Annotated in this window: 25 protein-coding genes; all 25 read right to left on the reverse strand. The window is 66.7% G+C overall.

What is annotated here, in order from left to right:
• Positions 1–35: 35 nt before the first annotated feature.
• The 25 genes from WG208_RS08010 to ribD all read right to left on the reverse strand — a co-directional run bounded on the left by WG208_RS08010 (position 36) and on the right by ribD (position 23,388).
• On the reverse strand, positions 36–470 hold the full coding sequence (locus WG208_RS08010) for a nucleoside deaminase (protein WP_345786974.1): 435 nt from the start codon (positions 468–470) through the stop codon (positions 36–38).
• A gap of 35 nt (positions 471–505) precedes the next feature.
• Positions 506–1,540 (reverse strand): hypothetical protein, encoded by a 1,035-nt coding sequence (locus WG208_RS08015; RefSeq protein WP_337170812.1) that lies wholly within the window; start codon positions 1,538–1,540, stop codon positions 506–508.
• A gap of 23 nt (positions 1,541–1,563) precedes the next feature.
• Entirely contained in the window at positions 1,564–4,179 is a 2,616-nt protein-coding gene (clpB, locus tag WG208_RS08020; RefSeq protein WP_337170813.1) for an ATP-dependent chaperone ClpB, read from the reverse strand.
• 226 nt (positions 4,180–4,405) lie between these two features.
• A complete protein-coding gene (locus WG208_RS08025) occupies positions 4,406–4,861 on the reverse strand; it encodes a hypothetical protein (RefSeq protein WP_337170814.1) in 456 nt (151 codons plus the stop codon).
• Between the two features lie 222 nt (positions 4,862–5,083).
• On the reverse strand, positions 5,084–5,833 hold the full coding sequence (recO, locus tag WG208_RS08030; RefSeq protein ID WP_337170815.1) for a DNA repair protein RecO: 750 nt from the start codon (positions 5,831–5,833) through the stop codon (positions 5,084–5,086).
• Between the two features lie 38 nt (positions 5,834–5,871).
• Positions 5,872–6,717 carry an ABC transporter ATP-binding protein gene (locus WG208_RS08035; RefSeq protein WP_337170816.1) on the reverse strand — a complete coding sequence of 282 codons (846 nt, stop codon included), beginning with the start codon at positions 6,715–6,717 and terminating at the stop codon, positions 5,872–5,874.
• Complete coding sequence (locus WG208_RS08040) at positions 6,714–7,697, reverse strand: iron ABC transporter permease (RefSeq protein WP_337170817.1); 984 nt, start codon at positions 7,695–7,697, stop codon at positions 6,714–6,716. The genes WG208_RS08035 and WG208_RS08040 overlap by 4 nt, the downstream gene beginning before the upstream one ends.
• A gap of 3 nt (positions 7,698–7,700) precedes the next feature.
• Complete coding sequence (locus tag WG208_RS08045; RefSeq protein WP_337170818.1) at positions 7,701–8,678, reverse strand: helical backbone metal receptor; 978 nt, start codon at positions 8,676–8,678, stop codon at positions 7,701–7,703.
• A 26-nt stretch (positions 8,679–8,704) separates the two neighbouring features.
• Positions 8,705–9,940 carry a hypothetical protein gene (locus WG208_RS08050; RefSeq protein ID WP_337170819.1) on the reverse strand — a complete coding sequence of 412 codons (1,236 nt, stop codon included), beginning with the start codon at positions 9,938–9,940 and terminating at the stop codon, positions 8,705–8,707.
• A 43-nt stretch (positions 9,941–9,983) separates the two neighbouring features.
• Positions 9,984–10,547 (reverse strand): bifunctional nuclease family protein, encoded by a 564-nt coding sequence (locus tag WG208_RS08055; RefSeq protein WP_337170820.1) that lies wholly within the window; start codon positions 10,545–10,547, stop codon positions 9,984–9,986.
• A gap of 117 nt (positions 10,548–10,664) precedes the next feature.
• A complete protein-coding gene (metK, locus tag WG208_RS08060; protein ID WP_337170821.1) occupies positions 10,665–11,837 on the reverse strand; it encodes a methionine adenosyltransferase in 1,173 nt (390 codons plus the stop codon).
• Positions 11,838–11,933: 96 nt separating this feature from the next.
• Positions 11,934–13,682, reverse strand: a complete 1,749-nt coding sequence (gene ptsP, locus WG208_RS08065; RefSeq protein WP_337170822.1) for a phosphoenolpyruvate--protein phosphotransferase — start codon at positions 13,680–13,682, stop codon at positions 11,934–11,936.
• Positions 13,682–13,948, reverse strand: a complete 267-nt coding sequence (locus WG208_RS08070) for an HPr family phosphocarrier protein (RefSeq protein WP_337170823.1) — start codon at positions 13,946–13,948, stop codon at positions 13,682–13,684. Before WG208_RS08070 ends, ptsP begins: the two co-directional genes overlap by 1 nt.
• Positions 13,941–14,786: a PTS system mannose/fructose/sorbose family transporter subunit IID gene (locus tag WG208_RS08075; RefSeq protein ID WP_337170824.1), complete on the reverse strand. Its 846-nt coding sequence runs from the start codon at positions 14,784–14,786 to the stop codon at positions 13,941–13,943. The genes WG208_RS08070 and WG208_RS08075 overlap by 8 nt, the downstream gene beginning before the upstream one ends.
• Positions 14,776–15,498, reverse strand: coding sequence for a PTS sugar transporter subunit IIC (locus tag WG208_RS08080; RefSeq protein WP_337170825.1), 723 nt, complete (start codon positions 15,496–15,498; stop codon positions 14,776–14,778). Before WG208_RS08080 ends, WG208_RS08075 begins: the two co-directional genes overlap by 11 nt.
• A gap of 5 nt (positions 15,499–15,503) precedes the next feature.
• The gene (locus WG208_RS08085; protein ID WP_337170826.1) at positions 15,504–15,998 is read right to left on the reverse strand and encodes a PTS sugar transporter subunit IIB; all 495 of its coding nucleotides are present in this window, start codon (positions 15,996–15,998) and stop codon (positions 15,504–15,506) included.
• Positions 15,999–16,131: 133 nt separating this feature from the next.
• Positions 16,132–16,602: a hypothetical protein gene (locus WG208_RS08090; RefSeq protein WP_337170827.1), complete on the reverse strand. Its 471-nt coding sequence runs from the start codon at positions 16,600–16,602 to the stop codon at positions 16,132–16,134.
• Positions 16,603–16,615: 13 nt separating this feature from the next.
• Positions 16,616–17,590, reverse strand: coding sequence for an HPr(Ser) kinase/phosphatase (gene hprK, locus WG208_RS08095; protein WP_337170828.1), 975 nt, complete (start codon positions 17,588–17,590; stop codon positions 16,616–16,618).
• 4 nt (positions 17,591–17,594) lie between these two features.
• Entirely contained in the window at positions 17,595–17,909 is a 315-nt protein-coding gene (locus WG208_RS08100) for an HPF/RaiA family ribosome-associated protein (protein ID WP_337170829.1), read from the reverse strand.
• Positions 17,909–19,033 (reverse strand): glycosyltransferase family 4 protein, encoded by a 1,125-nt coding sequence (locus WG208_RS08105; protein ID WP_337170830.1) that lies wholly within the window; start codon positions 19,031–19,033, stop codon positions 17,909–17,911. The genes WG208_RS08100 and WG208_RS08105 overlap by 1 nt, the downstream gene beginning before the upstream one ends.
• Before the next feature lie 23 nt (positions 19,034–19,056).
• On the reverse strand, positions 19,057–19,575 hold the full coding sequence (gene nusB, locus WG208_RS08110) for a transcription antitermination factor NusB (protein WP_337170831.1): 519 nt from the start codon (positions 19,573–19,575) through the stop codon (positions 19,057–19,059).
• Positions 19,575–20,072: a 6,7-dimethyl-8-ribityllumazine synthase gene (gene ribH / locus WG208_RS08115; RefSeq protein WP_337170832.1), complete on the reverse strand. Its 498-nt coding sequence runs from the start codon at positions 20,070–20,072 to the stop codon at positions 19,575–19,577. Before ribH ends, nusB begins: the two co-directional genes overlap by 1 nt.
• A 7-nt stretch (positions 20,073–20,079) precedes the next feature.
• The gene (locus WG208_RS08120; RefSeq protein ID WP_337170833.1) at positions 20,080–21,408 is read right to left on the reverse strand and encodes a bifunctional 3,4-dihydroxy-2-butanone-4-phosphate synthase/GTP cyclohydrolase II; all 1,329 of its coding nucleotides are present in this window, start codon (positions 21,406–21,408) and stop codon (positions 20,080–20,082) included.
• Positions 21,409–21,416: 8 nt separating this feature from the next.
• A complete protein-coding gene (locus WG208_RS08125; RefSeq protein ID WP_337170834.1) occupies positions 21,417–22,157 on the reverse strand; it encodes a riboflavin synthase in 741 nt (246 codons plus the stop codon).
• Positions 22,158–22,164: 7 nt separating this feature from the next.
• A complete protein-coding gene (gene ribD / locus WG208_RS08130) occupies positions 22,165–23,388 on the reverse strand; it encodes a bifunctional diaminohydroxyphosphoribosylaminopyrimidine deaminase/5-amino-6-(5-phosphoribosylamino)uracil reductase RibD (RefSeq protein ID WP_337170835.1) in 1,224 nt (407 codons plus the stop codon).
• Between the last annotated feature and the right edge of the window lie 2 nt (positions 23,389–23,390).

Genomic DNA, 23,390 nt, shown 5'->3' on the forward strand with positions numbered 1-23,390 from the left:
CGCACGACCTGAGGCGCTACCTCAGGCACACGACGTCAGCGCCGGTCTTCGAAGAACCGGTGCAGCAACGCGCGGCTGGCGTCGGCCTGCACGCCACCCTGCACGGCGGGGCGATGATTGAGCCGCGGGTGTCGCACGAGATCGCCCACGCTGCCGCACATGCCGGCCTTGTCGTCCCAGGCACCGAACACCAGGGCGCCGATACGCGACAGCACGATGGCGCCCGCACACATGGCGCAGGGTTCGAGCGTCACGACCAGCGTACACTCGCCGAGTCGCGCGTCACCCACCACACGCGCGGCTTCCCGCAATGCCAGCACTTCGGCGTGTGCGGTCGCATCCGCGTCGCGGCGCATGCGATTCTGCGTACGCACGAGAATGTCTCCGGTATCCGATCGCATCACCACCGCGCCCACGGGTACCTCACCGGAAGCGGCCGCCTGCTTCGCTTCGAGCAGCGCCGCCTGCATGGCCTGCGCGATGATGCCGGAAATCGGAGTCGTGCTCACGGTGTCGACTGCCAACCGTAGTGTGTGGCGAGATAGACCCGGAGGACACGCACCAGCGCATCGGCAAAGCGCGCGCGATTCATGTCCGTGTCCCGCACACCGGCATTGGGCGCCTCGATCTGGATGGCGTCGATCGCACCGCCGTTTGACGACCCGTGGCGCTGTGTGTTGTAGCCACCATCGAAATACGGCTCGCCCGGTCCCGGAGCCCGATCGCCGACCGAGGGCACGGCCGCATATCCCTCTCCGGTCAGCAATGTCCCGAGGCTTCGTGGACCGCGCAGCAGGGGCACACCCCGGTCGGACAGACTGTGCGTCTCACGCGCGAGCCGCGCCACGCTGGTGCGTTCCATCGCGCCCGTGAACGACAGCACACTGTCCGCATTGCGCAACGCCGCTCCGTCGAGGAGATAGCCCAGTTCCAAACGGGCGATCGCATGCGCGTGCCCGTGCAGATCGATGACGAGTCCGCGGGTGCCCTGACGCGCGATCATCGCCTCCGCCGAATCGACGGCGGCATGCATCCAGGTCCACGGCGCACGCAACGCCGCGGTGCCGTCGGTGGCCTCGTCGATATCCCGGTTGGCGTCGAACTTCACGCGATGCAGACGATTCACCACGAGATGCGGGCGCGCGCCGGTCGCTGCGTGAAACCGTTCGACGATGAGCCGGGCCAGCGCCTGTGTCTCGAGATCGTTCGTCGTCTCACAGCCGCTGCAACGGCGATCCGGAAGCTCGGCCGGCCGCAGGGTACCGCCGTGCGGCGCGATGATCACCAGTGGCGCATCGCCCGGCGTGTATTCGATGTACGCCGACGCATCGGTCTGCATGCTGCCGACACGCAGCGGCGCCACAGGCCCCGATGGACCTGTGGCACCACTGCCGGGCCCCCCAGGAGACTCGGGTCCGTCCTCATGTCCACTGCCCCCACACGCTGCGGCGAGGAGCAGTGCCAGCGCCGATGGCCGCACCGGCAACCGCAATGCCAACCGCAACGGCGACCATTTCGGCCACCGCGTCGACGCCGGCATTCGATGTCCGATGCGGAGCGGGCTCACTGCGTGTCGGCGCCGGCGACCCGTGAGAAGACCAGCGCGTCGTCTCCATCCTGCACATCGGCCACGATGGTATCCCCATCCTTGAACCGGCCTTCGAGCACGGCGAGCGCCAGTGGATTCTGCAGCAGTCGCTGCACCGCCCGCTTGAGCGGACGTGCGCCGAACACCGGATCGTACCCCGCATCGGCGAGATACTGCCGGGCGGCGTCGGTGAGACGCAGCGACAGTTTGCGTTCGGCGAGCAGCTTGCGCAGATGCGCGAGCTGGAGGTCGACGATGTGATCGAGTTCGCCGCGTCCAAGCGGATGGAACACCACCACGTCATCGATGCGGTTCAGGAACTCGGGCTTGAACACGCCGCGCAGCGCGCTCAACACCTCCTGCTCCACATGCTCCCACGATGTGCCTCCGCCCTGCCCACGTTCGAGAATGAGCTGGCTGCCCACATTGGACGTCATGATGACCACCGCATTGCGGAAGTCGACCGTGCGTCCCTGCGAATCGGTGAGCCGGCCATCGTCGAGCAGTTGCAGCAGGATGTTGAACACATCCGGATGCGCCTTCTCGATCTCGTCGAACAGGATCACCGAGTACGGGCGACGCCGCACCGCTTCGGTGAGCTGTCCACCTTCTTCGTATCCCACGTATCCCGGTGGTGCGCCGATGAGTCGCGCCACGGCGTGTTTCTCCATGTACTCCGACATGTCGATCCGCACCATCGCGTGTTCGTCGTCGAACAGGAACTCGGCCAGCGCGCGCGCCGTTTCCGTCTTGCCCACGCCGGTGGGCCCGAGGAAGATGAACGAGCCGATGGGGCGGTTGGGATCCTGCAGCCCCGCGCGCGAGCGACGCACCGCGTTGGCGACGGCCCGCACGGCTTCCCGCTGACCGACGACGCGTGTGGCCAGCACGTCTTCGAGCTTCGTGAGACGCTCACGCTCCGATTCGAGCATGCGCGTCACCGGAATACCCGTCCACCGCGCCACCACTTCGGCCACATCGTCGGCGCCCACTTCCTCCTTGAGGAACTGCGGACGACCGGCGTTGCTGGCGAGCTGCGCCTCGGCCTCCTTCATCTGCCGTTCGAGTTGCGGCACGGTGCCGTACGTGATCTCGGCGGCCCGATTGAGGTCGCCGCTCCGCGTCGCCTGCTCGGCGGCGATCTTCGCCTGCTCGATCTCCTGCTTGATGCGACCCACCGCACCCAGCGTGTCCTTCTCCTGCTGCCACTGCGCGCGCATGCCGGCCGCCTGCTCCTTCTTGTCGGCCAGTTCGCGCTCGAGATTCTGTCGGCGTTCGAGCGAGGCGGGATCGCTCTCCTTCTGCAGCGCCGCCTTTTCGATCTCGAGTTGCACGATGCGCCGCTCCACCTCGTCGATCTCCTGCGGCACCGAGTCGATCTCGATGCGTAGACGCGACGCGGCTTCATCGATCAGATCGATGGCCTTGTCGGGGAGGAACCGGTCGCCGATGTAACGATTGGAGAGCGTCGCGGCGGCCACCACCGCACCGTCGGTGATACGCACACCATGATGCGCCTCGTACCGCTCCTTGAGGCCACGCAGAATCGCGATGGTGCTTTCCACGCTGGGTTCGCCCACGAACACGGGCTGGAAGCGGCGCTCGAGGGCGGCGTCCTTTTCCACGTGCAGCCGGTACTCGTCGAGCGTGGTGGCGCCGACCACGCGCAGTTCACCACGCGCCAGCATGGGCTTGAGCATGTTGCCCGCGTCCATGCTGCCTTCGGCCTTGCCGGCGCCGACCAGCGTGTGCAGTTCGTCGATGAAGACGATGTAGAGCCCTTCGGCGCTCGTGATCTCCTTGAGCACGGATTTGAGGCGCTCTTCGAATTCCCCGCGGAACTTGGCGCCGGCGATGAGCGCGCCGAGATCGAGGGAGACGAGCTTCTTGTTCTTCAGCCCCTCGGGCACGTCGCCGCTCACGATGCGCTGCGCGAGGCCTTCGGCGATGGCGGTCTTGCCCACGCCGGGTTCGCCGATGAGCACGGGGTTGTTCTTGGTGCGGCGCGAGAGCACTTGGATGACACGACGGATCTCCTCGTCCCGTCCGATCACGGGATCGAGTTTGCCCTTGCGTGCCGATTCGGTGAGGTCCCGCGTGAACTTCTGCAGCGCCTGGTACTGCTGCTCGGGGCTCTGGTCGGTGACCTTGTGTGCGCCGCGCACGAGCTTGAGCGCGTCCAGCAACGCCTGCCGGTGCGCACCGGCGGCCGTCAGCAATCGGGTGCTGTCGGTGCCCTTGGCATCGGAAAGCGCGACCAGGAGATGTTCGGTGGAGACGTATTCGTCGCCGAGTGTCTTGGCCTCACGTTCGGCGGCATCGACCACCTGGGTGAGCTCCCGGCTGAAGCTCGGCTGTGCGTCTGACTGTTTCGCGTAGCGGCCGGCTTCCTGCTCGGCGCTGGCGCGCAGACTGGTGACATTCACACCCACACGCTGCAACACCGGCACGACGATCCCTTCGTCCTGCGCCAGCAATGCGAGCAGCAGATGCAGATCGTACACGAGCGGGTTACCGGCCTTGCGAGCCAGGGCCACGGCCTCGTTGAGCGCTTCCGCGCTCTTCACGGTGAGACGGTCAGGATTGATCATGCTGGAGATGCAGGCAATGGGGATGCCACGCGTGAGATGCCAAATGTGCAGGCGCCGGTGATTGGACGCCCGCATGAATGGTACACGTCGGACAATCCTGCAGTGTCCGCATACAATGGCATACAAAGTGTCAGGCAAAAAAATAAGAAGGCGCGCCGGGTCCGCTCACCCAGCGCGCCTTCTTTCGATGTCAAACGGGTCTCGTGGTGCTCGAGCAGGCCCGAGCTCACTTCATGTTGACCATCTTTCCCACCAGCGGCACGCCATCCACCTCAAGGCGATAGAGATACATCCCTGAGGCGGCCTCCCGCCCGGTTGCTTGGACTTTGCCATCCCAGTAGGCCACGTACTGGCCGCATGTGATGGACAGATTTTCCAGCGGTTGACCACCGGCCACTCCGTTGGATCCACCCTGTAAGACAGGTGTCGCGACGTACCCCGCAATCACGTTGTAGATCTTGAGGGTCACGCGATACTGCCGTGAGGTATTGGAACAGGTGGGCGCATCATCTCCCACGCTGAACGGAATGCGAGTCTCCGGATTGAACGGATTCGGGTAGTTCTGCCCGAGCGTTGCTCCGTTGCGGCGTACCTTGGGGTCTTGCTGCTGGGCCGCCGCGACTCGTGGCATGAACACGCTGAGAGCGAGCACCAGACCCAGTGCTCCCCACAAACGTTTCATGTTGCTTCTCCGACCGACGAATCAGGTTTTGAGTCGAAGTCTCCGTTGAGGGTTCATGAAAGGCCCGCGTGTCGGACCTCTCTATGAACCTAGGACGCACAACGGCATGCGTCAAGCAACATTCCTGCCAGCCCAATGTGACCCGGGACAGCGTCGATAGTCACAAAATCAATTCATCATCAATTACAACAATTACTTACGAGCCTCACTTGAAGTGAAATGTCAACCAAAGTCGCCCTCCCAGGACTGAAAGGCCCGCAAAGGCCGGTTGTCCGGAAGGTATTGCGCCAGGAACTCCCGCAACAATCGCTGATGTGCACGGGCCGCATTGTCCGCCAGGGGAGGCACCTGATTGTCCAGCCAGTGACGCAGGGTGTCCCGTGCGTCGGGGGGCAACAAGCGTCCGCCGGGGTAGTGCCTCGCACAACGATCACACAGGACACCACCCGCCCGGTGATGGAATCGCACCGGCTGACCGGGGTCGAGCGCGACATGGCATTCGGCGCACTGATCGAGGGTGGGTCGGAATCCCACCTCGGCGACCACCTGCCAGAGGGCCCCCAGCGCCGTCGACGCGGCCATCCCTCCCTCTGCCGCGGCCAGCCGATCGAACGCGCCGGACAGACATTCGTACACCGCAGGCGCCGCCTCCTCATGCACCAGCCGCAACACGACCTCGGCGACGGCACTGGCCGCCGCAAAACGCCGGAGATCGAGTGCCAATCCGGCATGCGCACGCGTGACATCAAAACTCACCAGCGTGTGCAAGTCACGCCCAGGCTTGAGCTGGAGCTGGGCCTGCCCTTCCGCGAAGAGATCGACCGCAGCCCCGAACCGTTTGCGCGACGACCGGGCGCCACGCGCGAGCACCGACTGCACGCCGGCGTCCCGTGTGACCAGGCGCAGGATGCGGCTGGACTCGAGATAGTCGGCGACGTGCAATACGATCGCGTCGGTGGCCAGCGTGGTCATGAGTTGGTCCTGTGATGGTGCGGTGCTCCCCGCCTGCCCTACCGACCCCGGCCCCGGAGCGGCAGCAGCGCGGGCGCACCGACCGCCGGGTCGCGTGTCACCACGAGCGGCCATTCGTACACCCGCTCGAGCACTTCGCCACGCATCACCTCTTCCACGTGGCCTGCGGCGGCCACGCGACCGCGGTCGAGCAGCACGATGTGCGCCGCGAACCGGGCCACGAGATTGAGTTGATGGCTGACGAGAAGCACGGTGCGTCCTTCGCGCGCCAGTGTGTCCACGAGTTCGAAGACCGCCATTTCGTGCGCGATATCGAGAAACGTGGTGGGTTCGTCGAGGACCAGCACATCGGTGTCCTGCGCCAGCGCGCGCGCAATACGCGCCCGCTGCCACTCACCGCCGGAGAGCGTGTCGGTGCGACGTCCCGCGCAGTCGTCGATACCGGCCCGGGTCATGGCCTGCTCCACCGCCTCATGATCGGCCGCGGAGAGGGCACCGAACGCGCCGCGGTGCGGGAACCGGCCCAGTCCCACGAACTCCCGCACTTCAAGTGGCATGACAGGCTCCTCCCGCTGCGGCACGACCGCCACCCGCCGGGCCAGCGCCATGCTGTCGAGACGCGCGACGTCGAGATCGTCGAGATGAATGCTGCCCGATTCCAGCGGCACGCGGCGCAGGAGCGCCCGTACGAGGGTGCTCTTGCCGCTGCCATTGGGGCCGACCACCGCGGTGATGTTCGACGGCTTCGCGTGCAACGAGACGCCGTCGAGGGCACGATCGGGGCGACCGGCATACCGCACCCCGACCTCACGAAAGGTCAACGTCGATGCGTGATGCGGGGACGCCGCCGAAGACACGGTGCCGGCCCGGAGTGCGGCGCTCACGTCACCACCTTGCGCAGTCGCAGCAGAAAGAACGGCACCCCGATCAGCGCGGTCAGCGCTCCGAGGGGCAGTTCGACGGGAGCACGCAGGGTACGCGCGGCGATGTCGGCGCCGATCAGCAACACCGCGCCATACAGCGCCGAGAGCAGCAGCATGGGGCGATGCTGTCTTGCGCCCAGGGCACGCGCGAGGTTCGGCACGACCAGCCCGATGAATCCGATGAGACCGGCTGCCGCGACGGTGGCCGCCGCCAGCCACGAGGCCACCAGGAACGTGCGTCGCGCCGCGCGGTCCACGTCCACCCCCAGTGCCGCCGCCGGTTCGGTACCCAGCGCCAGTACATCGAGTTCGCGGGCACGCCACAGCAGCACTGCGCCCAATGCCCCGATGGCCACGGCACTGCGTCCCACGGCCCCCCACGAGGCATCGGCGGCGGACCCCATCATCCACCATAGCGCGCCACGCAATCGTTCTGGCGGCGCCCCGGCCAGCGCCACCAGAATCGCGGCATTGGCAAAAGCGCCCACCACCACGCCGGACATGAGCAGCAAGCGGGTGTCCCCACTGCCGCCGACGATACGGGCCAGAGCGGCCACGAGCACGGTGGCCAGCGCCGCACCGGCAAACGCCGACGCGGTGACCAGCAGCGGTGCGCTGATGCCCATCGCCATGGCCAGCACCGCGCCCACGGCCGCCCCACCCGAGACGCCCAGCAGATACGGTTCCGCGAGTGGATTGCGCAGGGTGCCCTGCAGGGCGCCGCCGCTCATTGAAAGACCGACACCCACCAGTCCGGCCAGCAGCACCCGCGGCAATCGGAGGTCGCGCACGATGGCCACGGTGGAGGGATGCCCCTGCCCCTGGATCGCCGCCACGACATCGTGCACCGAGAGCGGAATGGCACCCACCATGACGCCGAGCACCATGACCACGACGAGCGCCGCAATGCCGGCGCTCCAGACCCACACGCGGCGCGTCACCGCTCAGCGCAGTGAATCGGTGAGTGAATCGGCGAGCGAAGGGTGCATCAGTCGCGCGAGATGCACCGCGGCCATGCCCAGCATCACCGACGGTCGTCCCGTCAGCACATTGTCGATGCGCAGAAAATGGCCGTCCCGCACCGCCGGCAGTACGCGCCACGTCGGCGCCTGCTGCAGCACGGACACCCGATCGGCGCTCGTGACGATGAACTCCGGGGCGCGCCGCACGATCTCCTCGATGCTCACCGAGGGCGACGAGGTGGAGTCGTCGTGGAAGACATTGCGCGCGCCGGCGATCGTGAGCAGTTCGTCCATGTAACTGCCACCGCCGATGACCATCGGCGGCGACTCCCAGACCGGCCACACCACGGTCGGATGCGTCGTCAGCGGTGCGGTGAGCGCGCGCACGCGTTCCAGCGTGCCTCGCACACTGTCCACCACCACCCGGGCCCGCGCCTCGGCGCCCAGGGCCGTGCCAAGGCGACGAGTGAGCGCGTAAAAGCCCGCGATGCGATCGGCCCGCAATGCCACCACACGCACGCCGGCGCGGGTGAGTGCTTCGGCGGCGGACCGATTGTCACCCGTGGCATACAGGATCACCAGCGTCGGCCGTACCGACAGCACCGTTTCGATGCTCGGACGGATGCCGTCGCCCACCGGCATGATGCGCTCGACGCCCTTCGGAAATTCATCCCAGCGGGAGCGGCCCACGAGCAGACTGTCGGCCCCGATGGCGAAGATGATCTCGGTGGCTGCCGGATTGAGCGACACCACCCGCTGCGCATGACGCGCGTCGATGGGCAACGGAACGCCAAAATCGTCGGTGTCCGCCGGCGCGATCGGCGCATTCGCCGACACCTGACCGGAATCGCTTCCGGCACGGTCGCCATCCGCCCGATCGGCCGACGGTGCTCCACACGCTCCCGCGACGACGCTCAGACACAAGGCGGCGGTGAGCACCACCTGCCTACGTGCGGGCATGAAGCGCACCGGCCGCGGGTTGGACGTCATCGATCGTCGACGGGTCGCCCCAGGGCTTCGCCGAGTGCGGCGCGCAGTTCGGTGCGGCGGGCCGCGTAGGCCTGCTGCACACTTTCCGAAGGGTTCTGCTGTCGCGCATACGTGGCATCGAGCGCCGAGATCTCCTGCGCCAGGCGATCCGCCAGCGGGACCGCCGGTTCCTGTGGACGCAGCGTCGGTACCACCGGCGCCCCGACGCGCTTGTTCGCCGCCCGCTGCATGGAGCGCGAGAGCACCAGCAACATCAGAAATCCGATCGCCGCCAGCAGTGCCGCGATGTAGAGATTGCGTCCCGGGGTGCCGGTGGACGGCAACTCGATCACGATACGGGTGTCCGGCTTCACATCCTGCGCGAGGAACCGCCGGAAGTTACGTCCTTCCAGCGACACGGGATCGACCGCCGTGAATCCCTGTCCACTCACCGTTCCCTGCGGTTCCTCCAGCAGCACCTCAAAAACCACCGCACCGGCTTCACTGGTGAGCGCGAGCGGGAAACTGCTGTTGGGCAGTTTGTAGGTGAACGCCACCTGTTTGATGCCCGGTGCGATCGGCGAGTAGATGGACGCCCGTCCATTCGACGCCACGAAGGCGTTGGGGGAGATCTCTTCGCCGTTCACGCGCACGTCGAGCGCGGTGGCCGGAATGCTCACCGACCAGGTGGGACGCAACACCGTCGTATCCACCGAGACGAGCGCCAGGAGACTGTCGTTCGACAGTTCGAACACCTCCACCACCGTGCGCCGGTCGGTGCTGTCTGGGCGGCTCACGATCAGATGGCGTCCCTTCACGCTCAGCGGGAACGTGCGCGACGTGGTATCGAACACCGTGATCTCGGCATCGTCACCGCGGGCATCGACGGCCCGGAGCGGCGCCGTGAAATACGCGATGCCATGCCAGGTGCTCGAAGCGAAATACACCGCGTCGGCAGCACCGAACGTGGTATAGCGCATCGTGTAGCGCCCCGCGGCATCACTGCGTACCGAGTCGACCGGACCGGCCGTGTCCTTGCCCACCCGATGCAACGTCACCCACACCCCCGGCACCGGTCCCATGCCGGTGGTATCGCCTCCGCGCTCCATGGGACGCCGCACCCGGCCTTCCACCGTGCGCGCCGCCGAAGCAGCCGCCGGGGCGGGCGCAGACGCGGTCTGCGCGTGCGCCTCGACGATCGGCAGCGACAACACGGCAGCGAGGAAAGCAAGAACGAAACGAAGGGTACGCATCGGGGAGGGAGAATCGGACACAGGGGCGTTCACGGCAGGTGCTTCACGGCTGAAACTTACCGAAGTCTTCGGGACGCAGTCGTTCGAGATAGGCTTTGAGTTCGTCGGCCGCGAGTTCGGACGATTCGCGGGATCTGGCCCAGGGCGGCGTGCCGGATGAACTCCCCGATGGGTCTTCGGACGCACCGTCGTCGTCGTCATCCTCGTCGAATTCGCTGAGCAGCGATTCGTCCGCGAAGATCGGCGCCGACAGCCGCAGGGCGATGGCGATGCTGTCGGAGGGGCGGGCATCGAATTCCACGATCCCCCGCGGCCCTTCCACCTGCAGCGCCGCATAGTAGGTGCTGGCCCGTACGTGGGTGATGTTCACCCGCCGCAGCGTGCCGCCCATGCCGGTGATGAGCACCTTGCAGAGATCGTGCGTGAGCGGCCGCTCGTGCGTCACGTGATTCATCTGCATCACGATGGACTCGGCCTCCGGACGGCCGATCCAGATGGGAAGGATGCGGTCTCCATCACGTTCGCGCAGCACCACCACGTACGCATTGGTCCCGCTGTCGATCCCCAGGCGGGCGACCGTGACTTCCACCAAGGAGGGTTGTACCATGGGCCGCTCCGCGTCGTGGGTCAGGAGTGCAATGTCCGGGGAACGTACGGCGTGCCGTTGTCCGGGACGTATCCCGGCGGCCGCGCCGTACGCTCTCCAATCATACTCCCGAACCGCTCAGCGGATCGCCTTCCGGAGCGCGGTGACCCGATCGGTGCGCTCCCAGGTGAAGGTCGTACGGGCCCCACGGCCCCGTCCGACGGTTTCCGGCTTGCGACCGAAGTGCCCGTAGGCCGCCGTGGCCTGATAGATGGGCTTGCGCAGATCGAGTGCGGTGGTGATTCCGCGCGGTGTCAGATCGAACACCTCCTTCACGGCCGCTTCGATCACCCGATCGGGAACGGCGCCCGTTCCGAACGTCTGCACGTACACCGACACCGGTTCCGCGACGCCGATCGCATAGGCCACCTGCACTTCGCACCGCTTGGCCAGCTTCGCGGCGACGATGTTCTTGGCCACCCAGCGCGCGGCATAACACGCCGAGCGATCCACCTTGGACGGATCCTTGCCGCTGAAGGCCCCGCCGCCGTGGCGTCCCATGCCGCCATACGTGTCGACGATGATCTTGCGGCCGGTGAGACCGGCATCACCCTGCGGACCGCCGATGACGAAGCGCCCCGTGGGATTGATGTGCGTCTTGAGCTTGCGCCCGATCATTTCCTCGGGCAGCACCGCATGAATGACATCGTCGAGAATCGCGCGACGCAGCCGCGTGTTGCTCACCTTCTCGTCGTGCTGCGTGGAGATCACGACGGTGTCCACCGCGATCGGCTGGTTGTCTTCGTACACCACGCTGACCTGCGCCTTGCCGTCGGGGCGCAGCCACGGATAGGTGCCATCCTTGCGCAACGCCGAGAGCTGATACGTGAGCGCATGCGCGAGCTGGATGGGCATGGGCATGAGTTCCGGCGTCTCGTCGGTCGCGTAGCCGAACATCATGCCCTGATCACCGGCGCCGCCCGTGTCGACACCCTGAGCGATGTCGGGCGACTGACTGTCGATGGTGCTCACCACCGCACAGGTCTTCGAATCGAAGCCGAAGGCCGCGTCGTTGTAGCCGATCCCGTCGATGGTGCGCCGCACGATATCCGGCAGATGCACATACGCGGAGGTCGTGATCTCTCCGGCAATGACGGCGAGACCGGTCGTCACCAGCGTCTCACACGCCACCCGCGCCTTGGAGTCTTCGGTGAGGAGGGCATCGAGCACGGCATCGGAGATCTGATCCGCGATCTTGTCCGGATGTCCCTCGGTGACGGACTCCGATGTGAAGAGATGGCGATCGGCCACGCAAACACTCTGCTTTGAAGGTGATGACACGACCCACCGGCACATGACCGGCATCGCCCGGGCCACGCCAGGGCAATGCCGGTGTCCACCGGTGGATCAGGAACGGTATTCGCGCTCGAGCTCTGCGCGCAACCGACGACGCAGCAGGATCTCGGCTTCACGGGCCGTTCCCGCCTGCATTGCGGCCCGGACGGCGTCTTCGGCCGCTTCGGCCCGGACCCCGCGAATGATGCGCTTCACGTCGGCCACGGCCCGCGGGGCCACACTGAGCTGACGCAACCCGAGCCCCAGCAGCGCGAACACCGCCAGCGGCTGGGAGGCCATCTCGCCACACACGCACACATCGATGCCGTGTGCGGCGCCGGTGGATTGGACCTGCGCCATGAGACGGAGTACGGCGGGATGAAAGGGCGTGAAGCGCGGCGCGAGGTTGGCATTGCCCCGATCGACGGCCAGCGTGTACTGCACGAGATCGTTCGATCCGAGGCTGAAAAAATCGACATCGCGCACGAGCGTGTCACACGCCACCGCCGCGGCCGGCGTCTCCACCATCACGCCCAGGGGCACATCGTCGCGGAACGGCACGCGACGGGCCGACAGTTCGGCCACTGCCTCCTCGAGGAGCTGCCGGGTTTCCCGCACCTCGTCGACAGTGACCACGAGCGGCAGCATGATGCGCAGGTCGCCGTGCACGGCGGCCCGCAGCAGCGCGCGCAACTGCACCTTGAAGAGATCACTCTCGTCGAGACACATGCGGATGGCGCGCCAGCCCAGAAACGGATTGGCCTCGCTGGGGAAGCCGCCGACAGGCAGCTTGTCGCCGCCGATGTCGTAGGTGCGGATGACCACCGGGCGGCCATCGAAAGCCTGCAATACCCGCGTGTAACTGCGGTACTGCTCTTCCTCGTCTGGCATGCTGGCGCGCCCCACCACGAGGAATTCCGTGCGCATGAGGCCCACGCCATCGGCGCCACTGCCGGCCGCGAGGTCGGCGTCTTCGGGAATGTCGACATTGGCCCGCACCACCAAGCGGATGCCGTCGCGCGTGACGGGTTCGCTGAGTGCGAGTTCGCGCAGGGCGGGCGCCTGTCCCTCGGCATCGGCAATGCGACGACGGGCCGCGCCGATCTCGCCTTCGGACGGACTGACGACGAGCGTACCGTCGGTGCCGTCGAGAATGACCGTCTCGCCGCCATGCAGCACCGACAGCGCGCTGCGCAGACCCACCACGGCGGGCAGCCCCAGCGAGCGCGCCAGGATGGCCACGTGCGCGGTGGCGGTGCCCGCCTCGGTGGCGATGGCGGCGATGCACTCGCGGTCGAGTTGCAGCGTGAGCGACGGCGTGAGATCGTGCGTGACGAGAATGGCGTTCGCTCCACGCGGCACGTCCACCGGATCGTGATCGGGCAGATGCAGCAGGATGGACAGCACACGGATGTGCACGTCCATCAGGTCGCCCACCTTCTCGCGCAGCATGGGCGCGCTGTGGCGGGCGAAGTGCTGACGCCATTCGAGCAGCACGAGGTCGAAGGCTTTTTCGGCGCCGAGGTTCTGTCGCACGAGCGCCGTGGCGCTGTTCATCAGCTCCTGATCGTCGAGGATCGAGAGCTGCACGTCGAAGATGCCGGCTTCCTCTGGTCCGGCCTGCACTTCCGCGCGGGCGCGGAGCGTGCGCAGACGCTCACGCGCCTGCTCGACGGCTTCGTGCAGGCGCGTGACTTCGGCTTCGATCTCGCTGTCGTCGATGAGCCGATGGCGAACCTCCGGCACCTCCCAGCGCAGGAGATGCACCGGACCCACGACGATTCCCGGCGAGGCGGGAATGCCGCGGAGGATGGAATCCACTAGGCCTCTCCGAACCGCGATGCGACGAGCATGCTCAACGCCTCGAGCGCGTCGTCGGCATCGGGGCCGGTGGCGCGCAACGTGATCGTGGCACCGTATTCCGCCGCCAGCATCATGACGCCCATGATGCTCTTGCCGTTCACTTCGAGATCGTCACGGCAGATGGTGATGTCGGCCTTGAAGCGCGACGCCGCCTTCACCACTTCGGCCGCGGGACGGGCGTGCAGCCCGTGCTTGTTGACGATTTGGACGGAGCGTTCAGCCATCAATGACCACCGAGTAGAGGACGAAAGCCGCGAGCAGCCACAGGACCACACGCCAGCCCTCCGTGCGTCCCTGCATACGCACGAGGAGCACGGCAAGAATCGGCGTCGCCACCGCAACGCCCATGGGAATGGGCGTCAGTGGAGGCTCGCCACCGATGGCGCGATGCACCGCCAGCGGTAATGCCAATCCTCCCAACACTGCCGACACCCGACCAATGTAGCGTGGACCGTGCTGCAACACCGGATGTCCCAGTGCCGTCGCGACACGCAGGCCGTGATGCCACCCGGCGCGCAATGCCCAGTCCCGAAGCCCCAAGTGGCCCAGGTTGTAGAGTATCAGGAACCCCGCCACGACTCCAAGCGGCGACCAGCCGAAGCCGAACAGCAGGATGGCCACCAGGGAACACGCCGGCAGCCATGCCGCCCACACCAGCCGGTCGCCCACGCTGCCCAGCGGTCCGCACAACGCCGTCCGGAATCGTTCGATCCGGGCGGGCGGCACCTGTTCGAGCTCGGCCCGGGCCAGCGCGCCGACGGCCAGACCGGCCAGGTACGGGTGCGCATTGAAGTACACCGCCTGCCGCGCAAGCGCACTGCGATAGGCTTCACCGTCCACCCCGCCGGGCAGCCGGCGCAGTGCCGGTTCGATGCAGAACCCCATCCCGTTGCCCACGAGGATCTCGTAGTTCCACGACCCCTGGATGCCGAGCATCCGGAGGTACATCGACGCGTGCAACGCGGGATCCAGGGGCGGGGCTTCGCCGACCATCTGATGCGCCCCGCTCATCCCGGGCAGGCCGGCGTCCGTAGCGCCGCCAGGCAGAGATTCAGGCGCCAAGGATCACCACCACCGTACCGATGGCCAGCGAGATCAGGAACAGCCGCCGCGTGCCCGAAATCGCGTGAAAATCCTTCCAGACCGATGCCGCCGCCACCGCGGCCACGCAGGTGACCACGATGGCCCGCGACAGATCGTCGCGTACCGACCAGCGGGCATCCACCACCGCCACCACCGGAGCCGCCACCAGCAGCATGACGAGCCCCACCAGGGCGCCACGCAGCAGGTCCGCGGTCATGCCGAACACCTGCAGACCGATGACCGTGCTGCGACTGCCCGCCGCGAGCTGACCCAACCGTGGTCTGGCCACCCGTGCAATGAGCTGCCGGTGTTTGACCATGCTGATGCCACCCAGCCACGACGCGAGGATACCGACCACCACGGACATGGCGAAGGGCCCCACGGCGGGCAGACCCGTGGGAGTGACGTGACTGGCCGCCACCGCTCCGGCCACCACCGACGCACTGCCCCATTCGGGATAACGGGACGCACCCACCGGCAAGGATTCCAGGGCGAGACACTCCAGCGCCGCGCCGCAGGTGAGGCCGGCCAGAGGCTCCCCAACGAACGCCCCTCCCAGCGTGGCTCCCACGATGGGACGGGAGAACATCGCCTGGGGAAAACTCACCACGTCGAGACCGACCACGCCCGCCAGCAGCACCAGCGGCAGCAGATCACCAATCGACCAGGAGAGCACGCCTGCTTCCAGCATGGGAATCAGACGCCCACGGTGGAGGCGAGCAGTTCGTCGAGCGGCACCGGGCGTGCCGAGGGCACATCCTGTGCCGTGACGTCCACCCCCTGCGCGGCGATATCGCGGAGCCCCTGCTCTTCCTCCGGCGTGAGGTAGACATAACGCAGGCGTCCGCTGCGTCCGGGCACATGGTGGACGCCGCCCACGTTCACGGTGCGGATCCGTCCACCGGCCCCCGCCACGAGACGCTGCATGGTGGGAATGTCCCCCACCAGCACGATGCCGGGCTCTCCGTGGCTTTCGAACCGCGCGAGATTGGCGGCCGCGTCCTCCACCGTCGAAAAATGCACGGTCATCTCGGGAGGTACGCCCATGCGATAGAGCTCCTGCTCCCACTCGCTCGCGGCCACATCGTCGTCCACCAGCACGATGAAGCGCATTTCGAGCGGTTGTCCCCAACCCACGACCACCTGCCCGTGAATGAGGCGGTCATCAATGCGATAGAGCGCGATGGGCATGCCGGCGTGCGAGAGCGGGAGCGAAAGCGAGTGGAGAGGAACGAACCAGGGCGGGGAGCGGACTGCGAACGTGGCGGGGCAACACCAGAGGGGCAATACCAGAGGGGCAACACCAGAGACGATAGCGCGCCTCTCAGGCGCCGTACACCGCCATCGACGCTTTTCCGCGATCGAGCGCGCTCTGGACCGCCAGGGCGGGTTCGACATCGTCCTGCATGGCAAAGTCGAGGAGGAGCGAGAGATTCGCCCCGGTGACGAGCAACACCCCCGGCCGTTCGCGGATCATGCGCCGGACCGCCATCGTGCAGCTCCCGGCCGGCAGATCGGTGAAGATCACCCGGGCTCCGGTTTTGTCGAGCGCCTGCGCCAGAGTGCCCTGGATGTCGTCCAGGCACAGGCCGGCATTGGAGATGGGCAGAAACACCGCGCCCCGCCCCGTGATCTGTTCGACGGCCGAAATGATGCCCGCGGCAAAGGCTCCATGCCCCGCCACGATGGCACGCACTGCCGGGTCCGCCGCGTCGGTATCCACCACGCTGCGGCCCGAATCGCTTCCGGGGTTGTCGGCGGGACCGCGGTCTTGATGGTGGTCCTGATCGCTCACGGCGTGGTCCCCACTACTCGTCATCCTCCTGCAGATACCGCTGGACATCCGATTTCCGGCGCATCCGGTCGATCAACTGTTCGTTGAACGCGGTGGCCGTATCGTATCCGCGATAATATCGCAGGAGATGATTCATCGCGATGACTTCGGCGATCACCGTGATGTTTTTGCCGGGATTCAGATGCACCGTGATTTTCGGGATCTCCACACCGAGGATCTCGATGGTCTGCACGTCCAGTCCGGTGCGGTCCACCTGGGCGTTGCCGTCCCATTCCTCGAGGATCACCATGACCTCGAGCCGTTTCTGCTGACGCACGGCATGGATGCCGAAGATGGCCGGGATGTCGAGCAGCCCGACTCCGCGGATTTCCATGAAGTGGCGCTGCAGTTCGTGTCCGCGTCCGATGAGCACATCGTTCCCTCGACGGGAAACGAACACCAGGTCGTCGGCCACAAGCCGATGACCGCGCTCCACCAGATCGAGCACACACTCGGACTTGCCGATGCCGCTCTTCCCTGTGAAAAACAGCCCCACGCCGTACACGTCGGCCAGCGATCCGTGCAACGTGGTCGTGGGCGCGAACTGATCGGCGAGAAAGGGCTTGATGAGCCGGTAAAACTCGGCCGTCTTGAGCCGCGAGCGCAGCACGGCCACACCGGCTTCATCGGCCAGACGCATCAACGGCGCCGGGGGTTCGAGCCCCTTGGTGATGAACGCACAGGGCAGCGGAAACCCGAAGAACTGTTCGAGGTTGGCCGTGCGTTGTCCCTCACTCAACGACTGCAGGTAGGTGATCTCGGTTTCGCCGAGCACCTGGATACGCTGGTACGGAAAACGATTGATGTAGCCGGCAAGGACGAGCCCCGGGCTGGATGCCTCGGGGCTCGTGATCTCACGATCGAGACCGGTGGTGGGGCCCAGCAATTCGAGTTCGAGCGTGTCCTTCATGCGTTCGAACAGGGTACCGACCGTGAGACGCCGATTCACGCGGTCAGTCTCCTGGGCGAATATCGGTACGAGAGGCGCGCCGCGAGCGGCGCGTGCGGGCTACCTGAGTTTCGAGTCGCTGCACAGCGGCAGACAGGGCGGGAGCAAATGCGCGGGCATCGGCCTGGGCGAACAGTTCGCCATGGCTGCCGGCGCGGAGCACGATTTCGACCCGACGGGTGGGCCCGTCTTCGACGAATCGGACGATGGCATTGACCACGCGTTTGACCCGCGAGGCAATGCGTTCCACAGCGGCCTGTGCCTGCGCACGAAGTGAATCGGTCACTTCGGCGTGATGCGCGTGCAGGATGATCTCCATCAGCGACCTCCCTCCTTTCCCACCACCTCGCGGAGATGGGCTTCGGTCTGATCGGCGGCGTTCGCCCAGGTGAATCCTTCGGCGAATCGTCGCGCCGCGACGCCCAGGTGTTCGACGAGCGCTCGCTCGCCGCTGAGACGTCGCATGGATGCAGCCATGGCAGCCACGTCCCCATGTGGCACGAGGAAACCGGTCTCGCCATCGCGGACCGACTCGCGGATTCCGGGAGAGTTCGACGCAATCACCGGAGTTCCACTCGCTGCTGCCTCCAGATTCGTGATGCCCCAACCCTCCTTTGGAGATGCAAAGACGGTCGCCCATGCCCGTCGAAGCAGGGCGCACTTCTCAGTCTCGTCAATACGACCTAGAAACCGTACCCGCGACCCCACCCCAAGGGTTCCGGCCAGCCGTTCGAGTTCGGGACGGAACTCCCCCGCTCCCGCAATTTCCAGCGTGGCTTCGGGAACCCCGCAGGCAGCGAATGCCCGGACGACGAGATCCACCCCTTTATACTTCTTCAGACGACCGAGGTACGCAAACAGGGGCTGATCCGCCCGTTGCGAGGGATCGGGCGTGTAGTGCGCACTGTCGATGCCGGGAAAAATCACCCGGATGTGTTCCCGGGGGATGCCCCGTCGCACCAGATCGTCGCGGGTGCTCTCGCTGATCGCTTCGAAGGCATATCGGCGATAGAACCACGGAAGCGGCTTTTCAGCCAGCCAGACGGCCGTGGCCAGCGGCGCCGCCAGTTCCTGAAACGCGGTGCCGCCGAAGAGATGCGGAACCAACCCCACCAGCCGGGGCACCCCCTCGGGCCTCCGCCAGGTGGGCGTGAACAGCGGGACTTTGTTGATGTCCTCCACCAGCACGTCGAATCCGCGCGGCGCGAGCGTGGTGTGCCAGTAGCTCCGGGCCAGGAATGGGAACGACTGTCGGGTGCCCACCCGATGCACGTCGATGCCATCGAGCGTGGCGCGGGGAGGACATCCGGGCCAGCCGCCACACAGCAGCACGACCTCGTGCCCGGCCTGCGCCAGGCGTCCGAAGATTTCGTGCAGATGGATCTCGGCCCCACCAGCCAGCGGATTCTCGCGGCACTGCCAGTTCACCACGGCAATGCGCATCCGTGCGCGGCCCTGATGATCCGTCACAACCGTCCGAGACGACGGGCGTAGGCGTCGAGCACGCCATTCACGAAACGCGCCGACCGCTCGGTGCCGTACCGCTCCGCGAGTCGCACCGCTTCCTGCAGCACCACCTTCACCGGCGTTTCCTCGCGCGCCAGTTCGGCGGCGGCGAGCCGCAGCACACTGCGTTCGATGGCGCCGAGCCGCTCCAGCCGCCAGTTGGCCGTCACGTCGGACAGCGCGGCATCGAGCGCCGCACCACGATCGGCCACCGTGGCCACGATGCGTGACGCAAACAGCCGTTCGGCCGGATCGATGGCCAGATCGTCGAACACGGTGGTGGCGATGCGCTTGATCTGTCCCAGGTCGCGCAGATCGGCGGCGTAGAGGGCCTGCAGCGCGCGCGCGCGGCCCCGTGTTTCCAGGCGCTCCTCGCGCGTGGCCGGACGGTTGCGGCCACGGCTGCGGCGTCCCTGCCGGGGCGCCAGCGGCTCCTGCATCGGCGCTTCCCAGAAGGCATCATCACGAAGATTCGCCATCAGCCGAGTTCCTCGTCGTCGAACTCGGACATGGGCAGCGCCCGATCGAACAGATCGAGCAGTTCCAGCGCGGCCAGTGCGGCGTCCACGCCCTTGTTGCCGTGCGCGCCACCCGCCCGCGCCTCGGCCTGTTCGAGCGTATCGGTGGTGAGCAGGCCCAGTGTCACCGGCACGTCGAAATCGCGCGAGGCTTCCATGAGCCCGCGCGCGGCTTCACCGGCCACGATATCGAAGTGCGGCGTTTCCCCACGGATGACCGCGCCCAGCGCCACGGCGGCATCGTAGCGTTCACTGCTCAGCGCCCGCCGCACAGCCACGGGCAGTTCCCACGCCCCGGGCACCCACAACACGTCGACGTTGTCGAACGCCACGCCCTTTTCGACCAGCGTGCTCACCGCGCCCTCGGCCAGCGGCACGGTCACACCTTCGTTGAAACGACTGACGACCACCACGATGCGGCGTCCGGCACCGCGCGGTTCTCCACTGAACTCGGCCACGTCGATCTCAGACGGCGAAGAGGTGTCCAAGCTTGGTGCGCTTGGTTTCAAGATAGGAAGCGTTCTCATCGGTCGAAGGCGCCTCGATGCGGACCCGGCCGGCAAATGCCAGCCCGTATCCTTCGAGCCCCACCAGTTTGCGGGGATTGTTGGTCATGACACGGATGGAGCGCACGCCCAGGTCGAGCAGAATCTGCGCGCCGATGCCGTAGTTGCGAAGGTCGGCCTTGAAGCCCAGTTGTTCGTTGGCTTCGACGGTGTCGGCCCCACGATCCTGGAGTTCGTAGGCCTTGAGTTTGTTGAGCAATCCGATGCCGCGCCCTTCCTGATCGAGATACACGATCACCCCGCGTCCTTCGGCCTGGATCATGGCCATCGCGGTCTCGAGCTGCCAGCCGCAGTCGCAGCGACGGGAATGGAACACATCGCCCGTGAGACACTTGGAATGCATGCGCACCAGCGTGCTGCCATCTTCGGCGACATCGCCGAACGTGATCGCGATGTGCTCGCGGCTGTCGACGTCGTTGCGGTATCCGTAGATCCGCCACTCACCGAACTCGGTGGGCAGGCGCGCTTCGGCCACCCGATGCACCAGACGCTCGTGCTTGAGCCGGTACGCCACGAGCTGCGCGATGGTGATGAACGTGAGACCGTGCTGACGGCAGAACTGTTCGAGCTGCGGCCGGCGCGCGGTGGTGCCGTCCTTGTTGAGCACCTCGCAGATGACACCGACCGGACGACATCCGGCGAGACGCGCGAGATCCACTGCGGCCTCGGTGTGTCCCACGCGCTGCAGCACCCCACCGTTGCGTGCCCGCAGCGGATGGATGTGGCCAGGCACCCGGAGGTCGGCGTCCGTGGAGCCGGGATCGGCAGCCACACGAATGGTGGTCGCCCGATCGGACGCACTGATGCCGGTGGTGACGCCATACTTAGCCGCCGCGTCGATCGACACGGTGAACGCGGTGCCCATCGCTTCGGTGTTCCGCTCCACCTGCATGCCAAGCCCCAGGCGGTCGGCCCAGGCATTGGTCATGGCCAGACAGATCATGCCCTTGGCTTCGAGCATGAAGTTGACCATCTCCGGCGTCACCAGTTCGGCGGCGCAGACGAGATCGCCTTCGTTCTCCCGGTCTTCGTCATCGGCCACGACGATGAACTTGCCCGCCGCGATATCGGCCAGCGCCTGTTCGACGGTGCCAAATACCGGCCCGCCGGCATCTGTGGCCTCCGCGGTCGCCTCTGCCATGACATCGGCTGTCGCGCCTGATGTGGCGCCCTGCTCTGTAGTCTGCATGACGTGTAGTCGTTCGGTGTCACTCACGGTGTTACTCACGGTGTCACTCAGTAGTGGGCGCGTTCGCCGCCGGGCACGCAGACGTCCGCGCCCGCGGCGTCACCGACGATATGGCCAGCACCGTTGCGCACGGCTTTGCCCGCATGGGCCGTCATCAACCGCTCGACGTGCTTGGCCAGGATATCGGCTTCGATGTGCACACGGTCACCGGGCGTCAATTCTCCCAGTGTGGTGTGACGCTTCGTGTATTCGATGATCGAGAGTTGAACGCCCGTGGCCAGCATCTCGTTCACGGTGAGGCTCACGCCATTCACGGTGATGGAGCCTTTATCCACCGTGAGCGGCCGCAACGCTGGCGGCAGTTCGACGTCGATCAACCACGCATCACCCGCCGTGGCGGTGCGCAACACGACGCCCAGATCGTCGACATGCCCGAGCACCAGGTGCCCGCCGAGGCGGTCCCCGAGGCGCATGGCGCGTTCGAGATTCACGCGCTGACCGACGGTCCAGTGCCCGATGGTGGTGCGGCCCAGCGTGGTGCCGATGGCGCCGACGGTGAACCAGCCCGCGAAGGTGTCGCCGGCATCGGGGTGCGCCGCAGAATGTGCGGTCCCACCACCGGCCTCCAGACGACCGTGCTCGCGCACGGTGAGACAGGCGCCGTTCACGGCAATGCTCTCGCCATCGATCAGGTCGGTATACCGCGTGCGGATGCGCAATTCGCGCCCCGCCGGCGTATCCGCGACAAGCTCGATGAGGCCGACGTCATCCACGAGCCCCGTGAACATCCGTTCTTCAGTCTCCGGAAACAGCGTAACGGGTCATCAGGTCGGCGCCGAACACGCGGCGCTCGAGCACCCGCAGTCGTGGCGCCCTGGCGGCTTCCACGGAGGGGTATGCGGCAAACGCCGGTACGGCGCCTGCCCCCAGAATGACCGGAGCCTGAAAGATAATCAGGTGATGGACGAGTCCGGCGGCGAGCAATGTGCTTCCCAGCTCCGCGCCCCCTTCCACCAGCACGTGCCGCACGCCCACCGCGCCAAGTTGCAACAGAGCGTCCCGGGCGGAGGTCGCCTCACTCACGGTCACGCCGGCCTCCTCCAGAGCCGCCACCCGACTGGGAGACGCCCGATGGGTCATCACCCGCACCGGCACATCCCGCGCGGTCCGCACCAGGGTGGAATCGAGTGGCAGGCGGGCCTGCCGGTCGAACACCACCCGTAGGGGAGCTATCCGCGGCGCCGGCACCAGGCGCACGGTGAGCGATGGGTCGTCCGCCAGCGCCGTGCCAATACCCACCGCCACCGCGTCGGCCTCGGCTCTCAGCGCGTGCACCGCCCGATGAGCTTCGGGTCCCGTGAGCCAGCCGCGGCGATGCGAGGCGTCGACGATGGCGCCGTCGATCGAGACGGCCAGCTTGAGCACCACGAATGGCAGTGCCGCATCCGCGCCCTTCGACGCGTGCGCCGGTTGGGGCTGATGCTGGCCGTGATGTTGTTCCTGATGTTGCCCCTGGTGTGGTTCCTGGTGTTGCGCCTGCCACCGCGCGTGGTGAAAGAACGCCGCGTTCGCGAGCAACGCGTCCTCCTCACAGACACCGGTGTGCACCACGATGCCGGCCGCCTGCAGGCGTTCCATGCCACCCGCGGCCTTGGGGTTGGGGTCGCGGACGGCACAGACCACGCGCACCACGCCGGCCTCGATGAGAGCCTCGGTGCACGGGGGGGTCTGGCCGTGATGATTGCAGGGCTCGAGGCTCACGTATGCCGTCGCCCCACGCGCCGCGCGGCCCGCCGCCTGCAAGGCATGCACCTCCGCATGCGGCCCGCCGTAGCGCTGATGCCATCCTTCCCCGACGATGCGACCGTCCCGGACGATGACGGCGCCCACCTTGGGATTCGGGGCCACCTGCCCCGCCCCCTGCTCGGCCAGCTCGAGGGCACGACGCATGAAGCGCACGTCATCGGCGTCCACCGACACGTGCGCTCCCTGGCGACTGCCACCACGCGATGTGGACATCA

This window comes from Gemmatimonas aurantiaca (genome assembly GCF_037190085.1).
Lineage (GTDB): Bacteria > Gemmatimonadota > Gemmatimonadetes > Gemmatimonadales > Gemmatimonadaceae > Gemmatimonas > Gemmatimonas aurantiaca_A.